General features: G+C 73.6%; 13 protein-coding genes. 11 read left to right on the forward strand and 2 right to left on the reverse strand.

What is annotated here, in order from left to right; genetic code table 11:
• Positions 1-25 precede the first annotated feature (25 nt).
• The 5 genes from EI169_RS04675 (at position 26) to purH (ending at position 5,987) form a co-directional block, all read left to right on the forward strand.
• Positions 26-574 carry a hypothetical protein gene (locus EI169_RS04675; RefSeq protein WP_125131299.1) on the forward strand — a complete coding sequence of 183 codons (549 nt, stop codon included), beginning with the start codon at positions 26-28 and terminating at the stop codon, positions 572-574.
• Entirely contained in the window at positions 571-2,148 is a 1,578-nt protein-coding gene (locus tag EI169_RS04680) for a polysaccharide deacetylase family protein (protein WP_125131300.1), read from the forward strand. The genes EI169_RS04675 and EI169_RS04680 overlap by 4 nt, the downstream gene beginning before the upstream one ends.
• A 61-nt stretch (positions 2,149-2,209) precedes the next feature.
• Positions 2,210-3,748: a DUF6350 family protein gene (locus EI169_RS04685; protein WP_205783876.1), complete on the forward strand. Its 1,539-nt coding sequence runs from the start codon at positions 2,210-2,212 to the stop codon at positions 3,746-3,748.
• A 4-nt stretch (positions 3,749-3,752) separates the two neighbouring features.
• Positions 3,753-4,364: a phosphoribosylglycinamide formyltransferase gene (gene purN, locus EI169_RS04690; protein ID WP_125131301.1), complete on the forward strand. Its 612-nt coding sequence runs from the start codon at positions 3,753-3,755 to the stop codon at positions 4,362-4,364.
• Positions 4,365-4,376: 12 nt separating this feature from the next.
• Positions 4,377-5,987, forward strand: coding sequence for a bifunctional phosphoribosylaminoimidazolecarboxamide formyltransferase/IMP cyclohydrolase (purH, locus tag EI169_RS04695; RefSeq protein ID WP_125131302.1), 1,611 nt, complete (start codon positions 4,377-4,379; stop codon positions 5,985-5,987).
• Between the two features lie 22 nt (positions 5,988-6,009).
• On the opposite strand, the gene EI169_RS04700 is transcribed toward purH, so the two are convergent.
• Positions 6,010-7,449 (reverse strand): NAD(P)/FAD-dependent oxidoreductase, encoded by a 1,440-nt coding sequence (locus EI169_RS04700; RefSeq protein WP_125131303.1) that lies wholly within the window; start codon positions 7,447-7,449, stop codon positions 6,010-6,012.
• Positions 7,450-7,660: 211 nt separating this feature from the next.
• On the opposite strand from EI169_RS04700, the gene EI169_RS04705 reads away from it, so the two are divergent.
• The 6 genes from EI169_RS04705 to EI169_RS04730 all read left to right on the forward strand — a co-directional run bounded on the left by EI169_RS04705 (position 7,661) and on the right by EI169_RS04730 (position 15,029).
• Positions 7,661-8,698: a LacI family DNA-binding transcriptional regulator gene (locus EI169_RS04705; protein WP_125131304.1), complete on the forward strand. Its 1,038-nt coding sequence runs from the start codon at positions 7,661-7,663 to the stop codon at positions 8,696-8,698.
• 32 nt (positions 8,699-8,730) lie between these two features.
• Entirely contained in the window at positions 8,731-10,014 is a 1,284-nt protein-coding gene (locus EI169_RS04710) for an extracellular solute-binding protein (RefSeq protein WP_125131305.1), read from the forward strand.
• A gap of 1 nt (position 10,015) precedes the next feature.
• Entirely contained in the window at positions 10,016-10,975 is a 960-nt protein-coding gene (locus EI169_RS04715; protein ID WP_125131306.1) for a sugar ABC transporter permease, read from the forward strand.
• Entirely contained in the window at positions 10,972-11,811 is an 840-nt protein-coding gene (locus EI169_RS04720) for a carbohydrate ABC transporter permease (RefSeq protein WP_125131307.1), read from the forward strand. The genes EI169_RS04715 and EI169_RS04720 overlap by 4 nt, the downstream gene beginning before the upstream one ends.
• Position 11,812: 1 nt before the next feature.
• Positions 11,813-12,880, forward strand: a complete 1,068-nt coding sequence (locus EI169_RS04725; RefSeq protein WP_125131308.1) for a glycosidase — start codon at positions 11,813-11,815, stop codon at positions 12,878-12,880.
• 115 nt (positions 12,881-12,995) lie between these two features.
• Entirely contained in the window at positions 12,996-15,029 is a 2,034-nt protein-coding gene (locus tag EI169_RS04730; RefSeq protein WP_125131309.1) for a hypothetical protein, read from the forward strand.
• A gap of 82 nt (positions 15,030-15,111) precedes the next feature.
• On the opposite strand, the gene EI169_RS04735 is transcribed toward EI169_RS04730, so the two are convergent.
• The gene (locus EI169_RS04735) at positions 15,112-15,990 is read right to left on the reverse strand and encodes a LysR family transcriptional regulator (RefSeq protein WP_125131310.1); all 879 of its coding nucleotides are present in this window, start codon (positions 15,988-15,990) and stop codon (positions 15,112-15,114) included.
• Between the last annotated feature and the right edge of the window lies 1 nt (position 15,991).

Genomic DNA, 15,991 nt, shown 5'->3' on the forward strand with positions numbered 1-15,991 from the left:
CGGCGGGGGATCGACGGGGGTCGGGATGGCGCGAGCGCACGCACGCGGACGGTGGCGCACCGCCCTCGGGGTGGCTGCCGTGGTCGTCGTCGTCGCTGCCGGGCTCGCGGCGCTCGGGCTCTACCTTGCGCCGCGCGTCCTCCCCAACATCGGCGCCGAGGTGGCGGTGGGCGACACCGTCGAGACGTTGCGGGGGGACGGCGTGTCCGCGCGCATCACCGTGCCCGACGGCTGGGTCGCTCGCCGCGCGTGGCAGCGGGACGACGAGATCTCCGTCCGGTCGCCGGACGGCGGCGTCGAGGTCACCCTGCGCGCCGTCGCGGAGGACGCGGCCGCGGCGGCCGCCGGCGTGCGGGGCGCGGTGCCGGATTCCGCTGCGCTCGTGACGGAGCGCCTCGCGAGCGGGCTGAGCGCGGTGCACGCCGAAGCCGACGGCGACGGTGTCGTCGTGGCGGCGGTGGGCGCCGCATCCGGAGCCAGCGTCTCCGTCGTCGCCCGTGCCGATCCCGAGCGGCTGACGGCGTACCGGCCCGTCATCGCGCGCGTGCTCGAGGGCATCGAGGTCGGCGGATGACGCGGCGTCGCATGGTCGGAGCGGTCGCCGTCGCCGCGCTCGCGGTGCTGCTGGGCGGGTGCGCCGTGGCGGTCGACCCCGCGTGGACGCCGCCGTCGTGGCCCGACGCGGCCGTCGCGCTCGCGCGGGCGCCCGAGCCGCTCGATGCGGCCGCGCTCGAGCGCACGCAGGGTGGCCCCCTCACGGGCTGGCGGCTGCGTAACGACGCGGTCGGGGTGCAGGGCCGCGTGATGCTGTTCTCCGGCGCGACCGACATCGACGCGCGCCTGCTGCAGCCGCTCCGCGACGCCGTCGGGCGCCGCTCGGCCGCAGCGGGTGTCGCGTACACGCCTCAGGTCTTCCCGCGGGGCACGGGCCTCGGCGACCGCGCGTGCGCCCGTGGCTCCACGCTCGCGCCCGCCGCCGAGGTCCTGGCCGACGCCGCGCTCGGCCCGGCTAGCGGCACCGGCGCCGCCGTGGTGTGCGACGTGGTCGCCGCATCCGGCCCGTTCCTCGGTCAGCGCATCCGAGTGGTCGCGGGCGACGGGGTGTCGGCCGTCTCCGACACGAGCGAGATCGTCTACGCGAACCTCGCGACCGGCGAGAGCGCCAGCGCCGCCGAGCTGTGGACGGCGGATGCGCCGGTGACGCTGTACGACGCCCTCGTCGACGCGCTGCGGCGCGACGCCGGGTCGCTGAGCCTCGCGCCGGTCGCCGCGCCCGACGATGCGGCGCTGGCCGCCGTGCAGGCGGGCCTCGCGACCGCCGTGCCCGGCGACGGCGGTGCGTTCGTCGTGACGCTGCCGGCGGGATTCACCGCACCCGAGCTCCAGGCCCTGGGCGTGCCGGCCGATCCGGAGGCGGAGACCGTCGCGCTCTCGCCCGCCGTCGCGGCGACCGTGCTGACGCCGTTCGGCCAGGCGCTCGGCGCGGCGGTCGCACAGGCGGAGCCCTTCGCGCCGCCGACACCGGCGCCGGCGGGCAGCGTGCCGGTGGACTGCGCGCTCTTCCCGTGCCTCTCGCTGACGTACGACGACGGTCCGGGCCCGCTCACGGAGGGCATCCTGGACGCGTACGCGCGCTCCGGGGGAGCGGCCACGTTCTTCGCGATGGGCGAGAAGGCGGCGCCCTACGGCGGCACGCTCCGGCGCATGATCGCCGAGGGTCATCTCGTCGAGAACCACACGTGGAACCATCCGCACCTGCCGACGCTCGACACCCCGGCCGTGCAGCGCCAGATCGCGGACACCTCGCGTGCGCTCGAGGCGCAGACCGGGCAGCCGGTCACGATGTTCCGCCCGCCCTACGGCGACATCACGACGCGCGTGCTCGAGGCGGCGGGGCTGCCGGCCGTCGTGTGGGACGTCGACACGTTCGACTGGCAGGGGCCTTCCTCCGACACGCTCCTCGCGCGGGCGGTCGACCTTCCCCGGCCGGGCTCGATCGTGCTCCAGCACGACATCCAGCCGATCACCGGGCAGACGATCGACGCCGTCCTCGCGGGCGTGCGCGACCGCGGCTTCACACCCGTCACGGTGACCCAGCTGTTCGGCGGGCGCCCGCCGGGTCCGGGCATCTGGCGCAGCGCCCGCTGACGCGGCGGCCGCCCGCGCGCCTGCGGGCCGGGGCGGCGCCCGCGGGTAGGGTCGTTCGCGCATGAACCGCCTGCTCGTCGCCCTCCTCTCCGCCTTCGACGCCCTCCTCGCCGCCGCGGGCGGTCTCGCGGCAGCCCTGGCACCCCTCACCCTCCTGTGGGCAGTCGGGTTCGGGACGGGCGCCGACTGGGGCGCGCTGTGGCCGACGAGCGCGACCGTGTGGCAGTTCGGCCACCTCGTGCCCATCGGCGTCGAGCTGCCCGGCGAATACCTCGCCGCGGCCGGCATCGACCCCGCCGCGGGCACGTTCGCGCTGTCGCTCGCGCCGCTCGGGTTCGCCGTCTTCACGGCCCTGTTCGCCGCCCGCTCCGGGGCACGCGCCGCGCGCGCGGGCGAGCCGCTGACCGGGGCCGTCGCCGGGCCCGTCGTCTTCGCCGCGATCGCGGGCGTCGTCGCCGCATCCGGGTCGGCGCCGCTCGCGCGCGTCGAGGCGTGGCAGGCCGTGCTCTTCCCCGCGCTCGTCTACGCCGTGCCGGCGATCCTCGCCTCCGGCGCCACCGCCTGGATCGTGGGCGAGGGCCCCGCCGGCCGCCTCCGAGATCGCATCGGATCGGCCCACGGCGGCTGGGGCGACGTGCCGGGACTCGTCGTCCGCGGGAGCGCAGTCTCCGTCGTCGGGCTCGTCGCGGTCGGTGCGCTGGTCGTCGCCGTGGCGGTCCTCGCCCGCGGAGCCCAGATCGTCGGCCTCTTCCAGGCGGGCAACGTCGACGGCATCGGGGTCGTGGTCCTCGCCCTCGGACAGCTCGCCTACGTGCCGACGCTGATCGTGTGGGGGGTGTCCTTCGCCGCCGGGCCCGGGTTCGCGGTCGGCACCGGCACGGCCGTGTCGCCCGCGGGCACGCAGCTCGGCGTCGTGCCCGGGGTCCCGGTCCTCGGCGCTGTCCCCGACACGCTCTCCCCGTGGCTGCTGCTGCTCGCGCTCCTCCCCGTCGCCGTCGGCGCGGTCGCGGGCTGGGTCGCCCGCTCGCACGTCGCGGCGCGGCATCCGGATCACGAGGCGTACGGACCTCGGCTCGCCCTCGTCGGCGGGATCACGGTCGTCACCGCCGCCGTCACGGCCCTGCTCGCGCTGTGCGCGCGCGGCGGCATCGGTCCGGGACGCCTCGTCGATGTCGGCCCGGAGCCCGGGCCGGTCGCCTTCGCCGTCGGCATCGAGGTCGCGATCGGGGCGGCCATCCTGCTCCTCTCGCCCCGACGCGCGACCCGCCCCCGTGACGAAGACCGAGCCGAACCGCTCCCCGTTCCGTTCGACGACCGCGACGTCCACACCGCGGCGAGCCGGCCCCTCCGCGACCTGGCGCCGCTGCCGACGCTGCCGGTGCACGCCTTCGCGGGCGGGACGGATGCGGCGGCCGGCCGCGACGCCGACGGCCCCGACGCTCACGCCGACGCCGACGATCCTGCCGACTGGCCGGGTGCGATCGTCGGCGACCTCGACGAGACCGGGCCGCTGCCCTTCGGCGCGGGCTTCGCCGACACCTCGCCGACCGAGACCGACGGGGCCAGGACGGGGAAGCGCGGCGACCCGTCGCTAGACTGACCGGGTGCTCACGGTCGCGGTTCTCATCTCGGGCACCGGATCGAACCTGCGGGCGCTGCTGGACGCCGCCTCGCACCCCGATTTCCCCGCCCGCGTCGTCGTGGTCGGCGCCGACCGCGAGGCCGCGGGCTTCGCGCACGCCGAGACCTTCGGCATCCCGACGTTCCTGGTGCCGTGGTCGCACTTCGACTCGCGAGAGGAGTGGGGTGCCGAGCTCGCGGCGCAGCTGCGCGTGTGGACGCCCGACCTCGTCGTGCTGAGCGGCCTCATGCGGCTGCTGCCGGCGGATGTCGTGCACGAGTGGGCGCCGAACCTCATCAACACGCACCCGGCGTACCTCCCGGAGTTCCCCGGCGCGCACGGCGTGCGCGATGCGCTCGCGGCGGGCGTCGCCGAGACCGGGGCAAGCGTCATCGTCGTCGACGACGGCGTCGACACGGGTCCGATCCTCGCGCGCGAGCGCGTGCCCGTGCTGCCCGGCGACACCGAGCACACTCTGCACGAGCGCATCAAGCCCGTCGAGCGGCGCCTCCTGATCGACGTCGTCCGACGCGTCGCCACCGGCGAGCTCGACCTCGCCGCTGCCGCCGCCGTTCCCCCCGAACCGACCCGCTGACAAGGAGCATCCATGGCAGGGCCCTCCCACGACCCGTCCCTCTACCGCGACCGCGACGTCGTCCCGGTGCGCCGCGCGCTCGTGTCCGTCAGCGACAAGACCGACCTGCTGCGCCTGGCCGAGGCGCTCGTCGGCGCGGGCGTCGAGATCGTCTCGACCGGGTCGACCGCCGCCACCATCCGCGACGCCGGGCACCCTGTCACCGACGTGTCGGCCGTCACCGGCTTCCCGGAGTCGCTCGACGGGCGCGTCAAGACGCTGCATCCGGGTGTGCACGCCGGCCTCCTCGCCGACCTGCGCCTGGAGAGCCACGAGAGCCAGCTCGACGAGCTCGGCATCCTGCCGTTCGAGCTCGTCGTGGTGAACCTCTACCCGTTCGTGGAGACCGTCGCCTCCGGCGCGGTCGGCGACGACGTCGTCGAGCAGATCGACATCGGCGGCCCTGCGATGGTGCGCGCGTCAGCGAAGAACTTCGCGAACGTGGCGATCGTCGTCTCGCCCGAGTCGTACCCCGCGATCATCGAGGCGATCGGCGAGGGCGGCGGCACGAGCCTCGCGCAGCGCCGCGAACTCGCGGCGCGCGCCTTCGCGCACACCGCCGCGTACGACGCCGCCGTGGCGGCGTGGTTCGCCGAGGGCACGCTCGCGCACGACGTCGACCTGCCCGCGCACCTGACGATCAAGGCCGAGCGGCTCTCGACCCTCCGCTACGGCGAGAACTCGCACCAGCGCGCCGCGATCTATACACGCGTCGGCGGGCACGGCATCGCGCAGGCCACGCAGCTGCAGGGCAAGGAGATGTCGTACAACAACTACGTCGACGCGGATGCGGCGCTGCGGGCCGCGTTCGACATGGTGAAGCCGGCCGTCGCGATCATCAAGCACGCCAACCCGTGCGGCATCGCGGTGTCGGCGCCGAATGCGCTCGACGAGATCGCCAGCGCCCACCTGCGCGCGCACGAGTGCGATCCGGTGTCGGCCTTCGGCGGGGTGATCGCAGCCAACCGCACCGTGACGCTCAAGATGGCCGAGAACCTCCGGGACATCTTCACGGAGGTCATCGTCGCGCCCGACTTCGAGCCCGAGGCGCTCGAGGTGTTCAAGCTCAAGCAGAACCTGCGCGTGCTGCAGCTGCCGGTCGACTGGCAGCAGGAGCGCATGGACGTCCGCCTGGTGTCGGGTGGACTGCTGCTGCAGGACGCCGACCGGTTCCCCGACGACATCGAGTCGGTCGCGAAGGACTGGGAGCTCGTGTCGGGGGAGCGGCCCGCGGACGAGGACATGACGAACCTGATCTTCGCGTGGAAGGCGTGCCGCGCCGTCAAGTCCAACGCGATCGTGCTCGCGAAGAACTCCGCGACCGTGGGCATCGGCATGGGGCAGGTCAACCGCGTCGACTCGTGCCGGCTGGCCGTCGAACGGGCGGGCGACCGGGCGGCGGGCTCGATCGCCGCATCCGACGCGTTCTTCCCGTTCGCCGACGGGCCGCAGGTGCTCATCGACGCCGGCATCGCGGCGATCATCCAGCCCGGCGGATCGGTGCGCGACGCCGAGGTCATCGACGCCGCGCGCGCGGCGGGCGTGACGATGTTCTTCACGGGCGAGCGGCACTTCTTCCACTGACGCGCGCGATGGCTTCCTGCGCTCAGGCGGGGGAATGGGCGCTGTCGCGACCGTAGGTCTCGAGCAGGCGCAGCCACACCTCGCTGACCGTCGGGTACGAGGGCACCGCGTGCCACAGGCGGTGCAGCGGCACCTCGCCGACCACGGCGATCGTCGCCGAGTGCAGCAGCTCGGCGATGTCGGGGCCGACGAAGGTCGCCCCGACGATGACGCCGCGGTCCTCGTCGACGACCATGCGCGCCTGGCCGGTGTAGGCGTCGGACTGCTCGCTCGCGCCGGCGACCCATGAGATGTCGTAGTCGACCGCACGGGCACGGATGCCGGCCTTCTCCGCCGCGGCCGCCGTGAGACCGACCGACGCCACCTCCGGGTCGGTGAAGGTCACCTGCGGCACGGCCGCGTGGTCGGCGGTCGCGACGTGCGCGCCCCACGGGGCGTCGTCGACCGCCTCGCCCTTCGCGCGCGCGGCGATGACGTCGCCCGCGGCACGGGCCTGGTACTTCCCCTGGTGCGTGAGCAGCACGCGGTGGTTCACGTCGCCGACGGCGTACAGCCAGTCCGATCCGGGCACGCGCAGGGTGTCGTCGACCTCGATCCACGACCCCGGCGTGAGCCCCACGGTCTCCAGTCCCACATCCTGCGTGCGCGGGGTGCGCCCGATGGCCACGAGCACCTCGTCAGCCTCGATGCTCGCACCGTCCGAGAGCTCGAGCGTCGCCTTCCCGCCCTCCGGCCGCGCGGCGGAGACGACGTCCACGCCGAATCGGATGTCGACGCCCGCGTCGCGCAGCGCGTCCGCGACCATCCCGCCCGCGAAGGGCTCGAGCGTGCCGAGGAGGGTCGAGCGCACCAGCAGCGTGACGTGCGTGCCGAGCGTCGCGTACGCGGTCGCCATCTCGACCCCGACGGTGCCGCCGCCGACGATCGCGAGCGAGCCGGGGACGTGCTCGGCGGAGGTCGCCTCGCGGCTCGTCCACGGCTGGATGGCGGCGAGCCCGGGCGCATCCGGGAGGAGCGCGGCCGTCCCCGTGCAGACGGCGACGGCGTGCCGCGCGACGAGTTCCGTCGTGGTGCCGTCGTCCGCGGTGACGACCACGCGCTTCTCGCCCGCGAGGGCGCCGTGACCGCGCACGAGCTCGATGCCCGCGCCCTGGAGCCACTCGACTTGGCCGGCGTCGTTCCACGCGTGCGTCATGCGGTCGCGCCGCTTCAGCACGGCCGCGACGTCGAGGTCGCCGGTCACGGCCTGCTTCGCGCCGTCGACCGCGCGAGCCGCCCGCAGCGCGGCGCCGCTGCGCAGCAGAGCCTTCGACGGCATGCACGCCCAGTACGAGCACTCGCCGCCCACGAGCTCCGATTCGACGATGACCGCCGACAGGCCGCCCTGGACCGCGCGGTCCGCGACGTTCTCCCCGACGGGCCCGGCTCCGATGACGATGACGTCGTACTCGCGTGCGCTCATGGGCTCACGCTACCGGCGCACCGGCATGCCTGGGGCAGAGGGGCAGCGCTTGCGTCCGCCCGCGGCATCCGTTGCCGACCTGAACGTTTCCTGTCAATCGGTTGTCTCGTGAGCCTGAACCGGTTTAGAGTAACTGAACCGGTTTAGAACACCGGAGCACCCACCGCGTCGCTGCGCCGGATGCCGCGACGACGAGCACGAAGGAGTGAGCGTGACGCCCGCCGGACATCCCACGATCGCCGACGTCGCGCGCCGCGCGGGCGTCAGCAAGGGGCTCGTGTCCTTCGCGCTGAACGACAAGCCCGGCGTCGCGCCCGACACGCGCGCGCGCATCCTCGCCGCCGCGCACGACCTCGGCTGGTCGCCGAGCCTGCGCGCCCGTTCGCTGAGCGTCGGCCGCGCCTTCGCGTGCGGCATCGTCATCGGCCGCAGCCCCGACGTCATCGCGGCCGACCCGTTCTTCCCCTCCTTCATCGCGGGCGTCGAGGACGCGTTCTCGGTGTCGGGTCAAGTGCTCGTGCTCGCCGTGGCCACGCCCGGACGGCAGGAGGAGGAGACCTACCGGGGGCTCGCTGCCGACCGACGCGTCGACGGGGTGATCCTCATGGACCTCCGCGCCGGCGACCCGCGCATCGCGCTCGTGCAAGAGTTGGGCCTGGCCGCGGTGACCCTCGGCGCGCCGGACGTCGAGAGCCCGTTCCCCAGCGTCACGTCCGACGACGGCGCGGGCATCCGGCTCGCCGTCGAGCATCTCGCCGGCCTCGGCCACCGTCGCATCGCGCATGTCGCCGGCCCCGACGGGATGCTGCACGCCGAGCACCGACGCGCGGCGTTCGACGCGGCGGCCGCCGCCGCCGGCGCCGAGAGCATCGTCGTCACGACCGACTTCTCCGCCGCCGACGGCGCGCGGGCGACGGAGCACCTCCTCGACGCCGCGCAGCCGCCGACGGCGATCGTGTACTCCAACGACAGCATGGCCGTCGCCGGGCTGGGGGTCGCCCAGCGTCGCGGCCTCGTCGTGCCGCGCGATCTGTCGATCACAGGTTTCGACGACACCGAGATCGGCCGCCACGTGCACCCCGCCCTCACGAGTGTCGCGACGGACGCCCGCGGCTGGGGCTCCGTCGCGGCGCGCACCCTGCTCGAGACGATCGCCGGCTCCGCGCCGGGCGACGTCCGACTCGACGACCCGCGGCTCGCGGTCCGCGCATCCACCGCATCCCCTGCCGAAACCGCGGCCGAGCTCTGATCGAGCAGCCGCACCGTCCCAAGGAGAGTGACATGCGACGACGCATCCTCATCGCAGCAGTCGGCGCCGCCGGCGCCCTGGCCCTGACCGCCTGCAGCGGCGGCGGAGGCGGGGGAGGCGGCATGGACAGCCGCGGCGAGATCACCATCTGGTACTCCAACAACGAGGCCGAGATCGCGTGGGGCCAGCAGATGGTCGACGCGTGGAACGCCGACCACCCCGACGAGAAGATCACGGCGCAGGAGATCCCCGCGGGATCCTCGAGCGAGGAGGTCATCTCGGCCGCGATCACGGCGGGGAACGCCCCGTGCCTGATCTTCAACACGTCGCCCGCCGCCGTGCCCGGCTTCCAGCGCCAGGGCGGCCTCGTCGATCTGTCGGACTTCCCCGACGGCGACGACTACATCACCGCCCGCAGCGGCGATGTGGCCGACCAGTACCGGTCGGAGGACGGCGACTTCTACCAGCTGCCGTGGAAGTCGAACCCCGTGATGATCTTCTACAACAAGGACATGTTCGCGAAGGCCGGGCTCGACCCGGAGAACCCGTCGCTGTCGACGTACGACGAGTTCCTCCAGACCGCGCGCACCCTGAAATCGGCCGGCGTCGCCTCGTACGCCATCAACCCGGCGCCCACGAGCGAGTTCTTCCAGTCGTGGTTCGACTTCTACCCGCTGTACGCCGCGCAGACCGGCGGCACGCAGCTCGTCGAGGACGGCAAGGCCACCTTCGACGACGACAACGGCCAGGCGGTCGCCGAGTTCTGGCGGACGCTCTACGAGGAGCAGCTCGCCGGCAACGAGCAGTACCAGGGCGACGCGTTCGCCGACGGATACGCCGCCATGGCGATCGTGGGGCCGTGGGCCGTCGACGTGTACAAGGACAAGGTCAACTGGGGCGCCGTGCCGGTGCCGACCGAGAACGGCACGGATGCGGCGGACACGTACACGTTCAGCGACGCGAAGAACGTCGGTCTGTTCACCGCGTGCACGAACAAGGCCACCGCGTGGGACGTGCTGAAGTTCGCCACGAGTGAGGAGCAGGACGGGAAGTGGCTCGAGGAGACCGGCCAGATGCCGTTGCGACAGGACCTCACCGCCACCTACCCCGACTTCTTCTCGGCCAACCCCGCCTACGAGCAGTTCGGCGACCAGGCCGCGCGCACCGTCGAGGTTCCCAACGTGCAGAGCTCGATCGAGATCTGGCAGGCCTTCCGCGACGAGTACTCGAAGTCGGTCATCTTCGGCGAGGAGGACGTGCCCACGTTCCTGAAGACCGCGGCCGACCAGGTCGACCAGCTGGCGGGCGGGAACTGACATGAGCACCGACGTGGCGCCCGAGCGCACGGGCACCGCGACGAGCCCCCGCGGCGGCGAGGCTCCGGCCCGCCGCCGCGGGCGGCGCCTGCTCGGCGCGCAGCCGCTGGGCATCCTCTTCTCGGCGCCGTACGTCGCCTTCGTGCTGCTGGTGTTCGCCTACCCCGTGATCTTCGCGGTGTGGATGAGCTTCCAGGACTACTTCTTCGCCGCCCCCGGCGCCGTCGTCGACCGGCCCTTCGTCGGCTTCGACAACTACGCCGCCGTGCTGTCCGACCCCGCCGTGTGGCGCGCGTTCGGCAACGTCGGCATCTTCCTCGTCATCAACGTCCCCCTCACCGTCGCGCTCTCCATGCTGCTCGCGACCGCGCTGGACCGCGTCGTGCGGGCGCGGACGTTCTTCCGCGTCAGCTACTACGTGCCCTACGTCACGGCCTCCGTCGCGGTGGTCGCGGTGTGGCTGTTCCTCTTCTCCAAGGAGGGGCTCGTCAACAACGCGCTCGGCCCGCTCGCGCCCGACCCGTCGTGGCTCGTGAACTCCGCCCTGGCGATGCCGACGATCGCGTTCTTCGTGACGTGGAAGGGGCTCGGGTTCTACATCCTGCTCTACCTCGCGGCGCTGCAGAACGTGCCGCGGGAGCTCTACGAGTCGGTCTCGGTCGACGGCGGTGGCCGCATCCGGCAGTTCTTCTCGGTGACCGTGCCGAGCGTGCGCCCGGCGACGCTGCTGGTCGTGCTGCTGTCAACGATCACGGGCGCGAACCTCTTCACCGAGCCGTACCTGCTCACCGGCGGCGGCGGCCCCAACGGCGCGTCGACCTCGCCCGTGCTGCTGATCTACCAGAAGGGCATCGAGCAGCAGAACCCCGACCAGGCCGCCGCGATCGGCGTCATCCTCATGGTCTTCGTGCTGATCATCGCCGCGCTGCAGCGGCGGTTCGTGGGAGGGGAGGAGCGATGAGACGCGCCCTCGGATCGAAGATCGCCCTGTACATCGTGCTCGCGCTCGGCGCGCTGGCGTTCCTCTTCCCCTTCTACTACATGGTGGTCGGGTCGCTGCAGACGGATGTCGACAGCTCGCTGGCCGGCGCCTTCCCGCACCCCGGCAACCTCACGGTCGAGAACTACGTCGCGATCAACGGCCGCATCAACCTGCTGCAGGGGCTCGTGAACTCCGGCATCTTCACCGGCGGCGTGATCCTCGGCACGATCGTGTTCGGCGTGCTCGCCGGATACGCGCTGGCGGTGCTGCACTGGCGGGGCCGCGGCTTCACGTTCGGGCTCGCGCTTCTCGTGCAGGTCGTGCCGTTCCAGCTGCTCATGATCCCGCTGTACGTGATGATCGCGCGCGACTACGGCCTGTCCGACAGCTACCTCGGCATGATCCTGCCGTTCTTCATCAACTCGACGGCGGTCGTGATCTTCCGGCAGTACTTCCTGCAGCTGCCCCCGGAGCTGTTCGCCGCGGCGCGCATCGACGGCGCAGGGGAGTTCCGGCTGCTGTGGAACGTCGCGCTGCCGCTCGTGCGGCCGGCCCTCCTCACGGCGGTGCTGCTGACCTTCATCGGCCCGTGGAACGAGTTCCTGTGGCCGTTCCTCATCACGAAGGACGCGTCGATGCAGCCGCTCGCGGTGTCGCTCGCGAACTTCATCTCCAACATCGCCGCCTCCACGGCGAACCCGTTCGGCGCCATGATGGCCGGCGCCGTCGTGCTCGCCGCGCCCGCGGTGCTGCTGTTCGTGCTGTTCCAGCGCTACTTCACATCGAATGACCTCGGATCCGGAGTGAAAGGCTGATATGTCCGCATATCCCGAAGTCCCCTACCGCCTGACCCGCGTGGGCGTCGTCATGACGCCCGAGCCGGGCGACCCGCAGGAAGCGGAGGGCGTGCTGAACCCTGCATCCGGGCGCGGGCCCGACGGGCAGCTGTACCTGCTGCCGCGGCTGGTGGCCGACGGCAACGTGTCGCGCGTCGGCCTCGCACGGGTCGTCGTCGAAGACGGCGTGCCGGTGGGCGTCGAGCGGCAGGGCGTCGTCCTCGAGCCCGACCGTGGCTGGGAGCGCGGCGTCGGCAACGCCGGCGTGGAAGACCCCCGCACGACATGGATCGAGGCGCTCGGGATGCACGTCATGACGTACGTGGCCTACGGTCCGCTCGGCCCCCGCACGGCGGTCGCGGTGTCGGAGGACCTCCGGTCGTGGCGACGCCTGGGGCCGGCGCTGTTCCGGTACCAGGACGACCTCGACATGGACCTGAACCTCTTCCACAACAAGGACACCGTCTTCTTCCCCGAGCCGGTCACGGCGCCCGACGGGACGCGCGCGCTCGCCGTGCTGCACCGCCCCATGTGGGACCTCGGCGAGACCAAGCCCGGCCAGGGCGTACGGGTGCCGGCCGGCGTCGAAGACACCCGCCAGTCGATCTGGATCAGCTACGTGCCGCTCGCGGCGGTCGAGGACGACATCGCGAACCTCGCGCTGTGGGAGCAGCACCGGTTCGTCGCGGGACCGGAGTTCCCGTTCGAGGCGCTCAAGATCGGCGGCGGCCCGCCCCCGCGGCGCACCCCCGAGGGCTGGCTCGTGCTGCACCACGGCGTCACGGGCACGATCGACAGCGCCTTCGCGCAGCAGCAGAAGGTGAACTACGCCGCCGGTGCGCTGATCCTCGACGCCGACGACCCCTCGCGGGTCGTCGCGCGCACGTCCGAGCCGCTCCTGGCACCCGAGACCGACGACGAGCGCAGCGGCATCGTCCCCAACGTCGTCTTCCCCACGGCCATCGAGGAGATCGACGGGCGCCTGTTCGTCTTCTACGGCATGGCCGACTCGAAGATCGGCGTCGCGCTGCTCGAGCGCACGGCCTGAGGCGCCCGCCCCCGCCGTCGAGTGTCCATGACACGCCGCACCGTGCCGCGCGCAGCGGCGTGTCGTGGACACTCACCCACCCACCCCCCCCCGGATGAGAACGGAGACAACAGACATGCGTACCGACGCACGATGGAGTGCGCGATGGGTCCTCGCGGGCGCGCTCGCACTCGCGATGCCGCTGGGAGCGGTCGCCCCGGCGGCCGGAGCGGATGCGGCGTCGGCGGCCGCGCCCGCCGCTGCCGCCGCATCCGACGCCCCGCTGACGAACCTCGCCCACCTCGATTTCCTCCTGGACGAGGCGACGCCACCGGCCGACGTGCCGGGCCACACGACGTACCGGCTCGCAGAGGAGCCGACGCTCGTGCAGCCGTGGACGTACGCCGACGCGCGCGACGGCGGCACCTTCGAGCGCGTCGGCGGCGGCCCGCGCGACCCCGAGACCGGCGACTACGCGCAGGGCGCGTTCAACGCGGACGACACCGCGCGCGCCGCCGTGGTGTACCTGCGCCACTGGCAGCAGACCGGCTCGGACGACAGCCGCCAGAAGGCATACGAGCTGCTGCGCGCCCTCACCTACCTGCAGACCGCGGAGGGGCCGAACGCCGGCAACGTCGTGCTGTGGATGCAGCCCGACGGCGAGCTGAACCCGTCGGCCGAGCCCGTCGAGCTCCCCGATCCCTCCGACAGCGGGCCCAGCTACTGGCTCGCCCGCACGATCTGGGCCCTCGGCGAGGGCTACGCCGCGTTCGCCGACGCCGACCCCGACTTCGCCGCCTTCCTCGACGCGCGGCTGCAGCTGGCCGTCGGCGCGCTCGACCGGCAGGTGCTCGCCCGCTACGGAGAGTGGGCCGAGGCGGACGGCGTGCGCGTGCCGGCGTGGCTCATCGTCGACGGTGCGGACGCATCCGCCGAGGCCGTGCTCGGCCTCGCCGCGCGCGTGGAGGCCCGCCCCGACGACACGGCTTCGGCGACGGCACTGCGCCGCCTCGCCGAGGGCATCGGCGCGATGGCGGCCGGCAGCACGCGCGAATGGCCCTACCGCGCGATCCTCCCGTGGGCGCAGTCGCCGTCGATCTGGCACGCGTGGGCGTCGCAGATGCCCGCGGCGCTGGCCGCCGCATCCGAGGCGCTCGACGATCCGACCCTTGCGCAGCCGGCGATCGCGGATGCGGCGACCTTCACGCCGACCCTGCTCACCGCCGGCGGGCCCGACAACGGCTGGAACCCCACGCCGACCGATCGCGTGCAGATCGCGTACGGCGCCGACTCGCGCGTGCAGTCGCTGCTGCGGGTCGCCCAGGTGACGGGCTCGCAGGCGTTCGCCGACCTCGCCGCGATGCAAGCGGCGTGGTTCTTCGGGGCGAATCATGCCGGTGCGCGCATGTACGATCCTGCGACCGGTGTGACCTTCGACGGACTGCAGCCCGACGGCACCGTCAACCGCAACAGCGGCGCCGAGTCGACCATCCACGGTCTGCTCACGGCGCTCGCGCTCGACGCCCGGCCCGGGGTCGCCGCCCGCGCGACGGCGCTCACGAGCGTGGCCGAGCGTGAGGGGCTCGAGCTGGTCGAGGCCGAGGACGCGATCCGCACCGACGGCAGCGTCTCGACGCCCGAGGCGTGGACGGGCGAGTCGGGGTGGTCGGGCTCGGCGCTCACCCTCGCGCCGCGGCAATCGGCGACGTGGGAGCTGCCGGCCGCCGACCAGCGTCGGTGGGTCGAGCCCGTCGTGTTCGCCGAACCCGGCGCCCGCACGACGTCGGTGTGGCGCGGGAGCGGTGTGCTGCGGGTCGACGGCCCCGCGCAGGGCATCTCGCCCGCGCCCGGCCAGCTGGCGCCCCACGCCCTCACCGGGACGGTGGCGCCGAACCGCGCGACGCTCACGGCCTCCGCGCTGCAGGGCGACCTCGTCCTCGACGCGCTCCTCGTGCGGCCGTGGGTGTCGCGTCTCGTGCTGGCGGGCGACGGCGACGCGCGGGCAGAGCTCGTGCACTCGGCGGCCGACGTCCCGCAGCGGACGACCGTCGACGGCGGCGGCACCGTGCGCGTGTACGACGCGACCGGCGCCCTCTTGCGCGCCTCCGCCTACGAGGGGACCGCGACCGTCGTGCTGCCGCCGGGCGGCTTCGCGATCGCGACGCGGTAGGCCGCCGCATCCGAGACACCACGTCCGCGCCGAGACGACGCGCGCGGCGTGGTGTCTCGGCGCGCGCGGGGTTTGCCGCGCGTCAGCGCGTGGCGAGCACCGCGTCGGCGAGCGCGCGCACGTGCGGGCGGCGGAGGGCTCGCGCAGTGGCGGTGAGCGAGACGCGCCACGGCGGCAGGTCGTCCCGCAGCGCCAGCACGGCGCACCCGCCGGTGTCGACGATGTCGGGCACGACGGCGACGCCGAGCCCGGCGGCCACGCACGCCGGCACCGCGGGAAGCTCACCCACTTCGGCCGACACGCGGCGGGCGATACCGTGGCGGGCGAGCTCGGCATCCACCTGGACGCGGTTGCCGTAGCCGGGCAGCACGTCCACCCATTCTTCGTCGGCGAGCTCGGCGAGGCGCACGCCCGCGTGCGGCGAGCGCGACGCGAGCGGATGCGACGGGGGCACGAGCGCGACGAACGGGTACGCGCCGAGCTCCCACCCGCGCAGACCCGCGAGCGGGGGGAGGGCGGTGAGCGCGAGGTCGAGGCGATCGCGCTCGAGGTCGTCGAACAGTCCGCTCGAGCCCGTCGGCGACGCGCTCAGCCGCACGTCGACGAGCGGATGCGCGCGACGGAAGGCGCCGAGGATGCCGGGGAGGTCGACGACGCGGAGACCCGGGAACGTGCCGATCCGGATGCGGCCGCGCAGTCCGGCGTGCGCGGTCCCCGCCGCGTGGCGCAGCTCCGCCACGTCGTCGACGAGCGCGCGGGCGCGGGGGAGGAGGTCTTCGCCGGCCGGCGTCAGGGCGACGGCGGTCGTCGAGCGCTCGAACAGCCGGATCCCGAGGTCGCGCTCGAGGCTCTTCAGGCCCGCCGACACGGTGGACTGCGCGGCGAAGAGCCGGTGCGCGGCGGCGGTGACGCTCTGCTCCTCGGCCACCGTGACGAAGTACTCCAGCAGTCGCGTCTCCATG

This window comes from Microbacterium sp. 10M-3C3, assembly GCF_003931875.1.
Classification (GTDB): domain Bacteria; phylum Actinomycetota; class Actinomycetes; order Actinomycetales; family Microbacteriaceae; genus Microbacterium.